General features: G+C 62.5%; 2 protein-coding genes. Both read right to left on the bottom strand.

All coding sequences use genetic code 11. The annotated features are described in order from the left end of the window. Positions 1-32 precede the first annotated feature (32 nt). On the bottom strand, positions 33-1,388 hold the full coding sequence (gene aceF, locus EPO09_RS01800; protein ID WP_290639582.1) for a dihydrolipoyllysine-residue acetyltransferase: 1,356 nt from the start codon (positions 1,386-1,388) through the stop codon (positions 33-35). A gap of 24 nt (positions 1,389-1,412) precedes the next feature. Next, the coding region (gene aceE, locus EPO09_RS01795) for a pyruvate dehydrogenase (acetyl-transferring), homodimeric type (RefSeq protein ID WP_290639581.1) at positions 1,413-3,338 on the bottom strand (1,926 nt) is incomplete at its 5' end.

The following is a 3,338-nucleotide window of genomic DNA, read 5'->3' as shown; positions in this document are numbered from 1 at the left end:
TTGATCAATGCCATGTTCTTCTTCCCGTTCTATCAGACCAGCGCGCGGCGGAAATCAGCCAGCAGACTGGCCAGATAGGTATTGAAACGCGCAGCCGACGCGCCATCGATGACACGGTGGTCATAACTGAGGCTCAAGGGCAGCATCAGGCGCGGCTCGAATGCCGAGCCATTCCACACGGGCTTCATGGCCGAGCGGCACACGCCCAGAATGGCCACCTCGGGTGCATTGATGATGGGCGTGAAGGTCGTGCCACCAAAGCCGCCCAGCGACGAAATCGAGAAGCAGCCGCCTTGCATCTCGCCCGGCGACAGCTTGCCCTCGCGGGCTTTGGCAGCCAGCGCGGCGGTCTCTACGGCCAGTTGCGACAGGCTCTTGCTGTCCACATCGCGGATCACGGGCACAACCAAGCCGTTGGGCGTATCGGCAGCAAAGCCGATGTGCACATACTGCTTGAGCACCAGGTCATCGCCATCCAGCGAGGCATTGAACTGGGGGAACTTGCGCAAGGCCACAGCACAAGCCTTGAGCAGGAAGGCCAGCATCGTGAACTTGGTGCCCGCCTTGGCGTTCTCTTCGTTGAGCTTGACGCGGAAGGCCTCCAGCTCGGTGATGTCCGCCTCGTCGTGATTGGTCACATGAGGAATGCGCACCCAGTTGCGATGCAGGTTGGCACCCGAGATCTTCTTGATGCGCGACAGCGGCTGGCGCTCGACGGCGCCGAACTTGGTGAAGTCCACCGATGGCCAAGGCAGCAAGGTCATGCCACCCAGATCGGCAGATCCCGCACTACCACCAGCGGACACCGCTGCGGGCTGATCCGCGCGCACCATCACGCCCTTGACGAAGTTCTGCACATCGACATGCGTGATGCGCCCTTTGGGGCCTGTTCCGGGCACCTTCTGCAAGGACACACCCAGCTCTCGCGCAAACCGGCGCACCGAAGGCGAGGCATGTGATACCGCGCTGAGCGGCGGCATTTCCAGCGTTGCCAGCGCGGCCGTCGGATGCGTGCGGTCTGACGCAGCAGGTACCGGGGTCGCATCGGCCACAGGTGACGGGATGGATGCGGGTGCCGCCCCTGGCTCCACAGTTGTAGCGGACGCAGCTACCACAGCAGGTGACGCAACAGCCTCGGCCGCAGCACCATCCACCGTTTCCAGCAAGCCCACCAGCGAGCCCTTGCTCACCTTGTCACCCAGCCGAACGCGCAACTCCTTGAGCACCCCGCCCACAGCAGAGGGCACTTCCATCGAAGCCTTGTCAGACTCGATGGTGATCAGGCTTTGCTCGGCCTTGATCGTGTCGCCCGGTTTGACCAGCAATTCAATCACCGCGGCATCGGTCACATCACCAATGTCGGGCACAGTCAGTTCAATCACAGCCATGATGAAGTCTCTGCCTTCCCTGCCTCAGGCATACAGCGGGTTGATCTTGTTGGTATCGATGCCGTACTTGGCAATCGCTTCGGCGACCTTGGCCAGCGGCACGTGCCCGTCCTCGGCCAGCGCCTTCAAGGCCGCAACCACGATGTAGTGGCGGTTGATCTCGAAGTGTTCGCGCAGACGATAGCGGAAGTCACTGCGGCCAAAACCGTCGGTGCCCAGTACCTTGAAGGTCCGGCCCTTGGGGATGTAGGCACGGATCTGCTCGGGCAGCGCCTTCACATAGTCGGTCGAAGCCACCACCGGCCCGGCATGGCCGTTGAGCTGCGCCGTCACGAAAGCCACGCGCTGCTCGCCTGTCGGATGCAGCAGGTTGTGGCGCTCGGCGTCCTGGCCTTCACGCGCCAACTGGTTGAAGCTCGGGCAGCTCCACACATTAGCGCCCACACCCCAATCGGCTTCCAGCAGCTCCTTCGCCGCCATGGACTCACGCAGGATGGAGCCCGCACCCAGCAGGTTCACACTGAGCTTGTGGGCCTTGTCGGCATCCTGCAGCAGGTACATGCCCTTGATGATCTCTTCCTCAGTGCCGGCACGCAGCCCGGGCTGAGCGTAGTTCTCGTTGAGCAGTGTCAGGTAGTAGAAGACGTTTTCCTGCTTCTCGACCATGCGCTTGAGGCCATCCTGAATGATCACGGCCACTTCATGCGCAAAGCTGGGGTCATAGCTCAGGCAGTTCGGGATGGTGCCAGCCACCAGCTGGCTGTGACCGTCTTCATGCTGCAAGCCTTCACCGTTCAGCGTCGTGCGCCCCGATGTGCCACCCAGCAGGAAGCCTCGCGCCTGCATGTCACCAGCCGCCCAGGCCAGATCGCCAATGCGCTGCAGGCCGAACATCGAGTAGTACACATAGAACGGGATCATCACGCGGTTGTTCGTCGAGTACGACGTTGCCGCGGCAATCCACGAGCACATGCCGCCTGCCTCGTTGATGCCTTCCTGCAGGATCTGGCCGGCCTTGTCTTCGCGGTAGTACATGACCTGATCACGATCGACCGGGGTGTACTTCTGGCCTTCCGGCGCGTAGATGCCGATCTGGCGGAACAGGCCTTCCATACCGAAGGTGCGGGCCTCGTCCACCAGGATGGGCACCACACGTGGGCCCAATGCCGGGTCACGCAACAGAGGTGTCAGGCAGCGCACGAAGGCCTGCGTGGTCGAGATCTCGCGGCCCTCGGCTGTCGGCTCCAGGACCGACTGGAAGGCGCTCAACTCTGGCACAGCCAGGGCCTCTTCAGCCTTGGTGCGACGCTGGGGCAAGTAGCCGCCCAGTGCCGCACGGCGCCCATGCAGGTACTGCATCTCGGGCGTGTTGTCTGCAGGCTTGATGAAGGGCAGCTTGGCGATGTCTTCATCTGGCACGGGGATGTTGAAGCGGTCGCGGAAGGCCTTGATATCCTCGTCCGTCAGCTTCTTGGTCTGGTGCGCGGTGTTCTTGCCTTCGCCACTCTTGCCCATGCCAAAACCCTTGACGGTCTTGATCAGCAGCACGGTCGGCTGGCCGGTGTGGTTCACGGCCGCGTGATAGGCGGCGTACACCTTCTGCGGATCGTGGCCGCCCCGGTTGAGGCGCCAGATGTCATCGTCAGACAGACGGGCCACCATCTCGAGGGTCTTGGGATCGCGCCCGAAGAAGTGCTTGCGCACGAACGCGCCATCATTGGCCTTGCAGGCCTGGTAATCGCCGTCGACCATCTCCATCATGATGCGGCGCAGGGTGCCATCCTTGTCACGCGCCAGCAGCGGATCCCAATAAGAGCCCCACAGCAGCTTGATGACATTCCAGCCAGAGCCGCGGAACTCGCCTTCGAGCTCCTGCACGATCTTGCCGTTGCCGCGCACCGGGCCGTCCAGGCGCTGCAGGTTGCAGTTGACGACGAAGATCAGGTTGTC

It is taken from the genome of Aquabacterium sp. (assembly GCF_004297345.1).
Lineage (GTDB): Bacteria > Pseudomonadota > Gammaproteobacteria > Burkholderiales > Burkholderiaceae_C > Aquabacterium.
The sequence above is the reverse complement of the archived record's forward strand: the minus strand, read 5'-3'. Positions and strand labels throughout refer to the sequence as shown.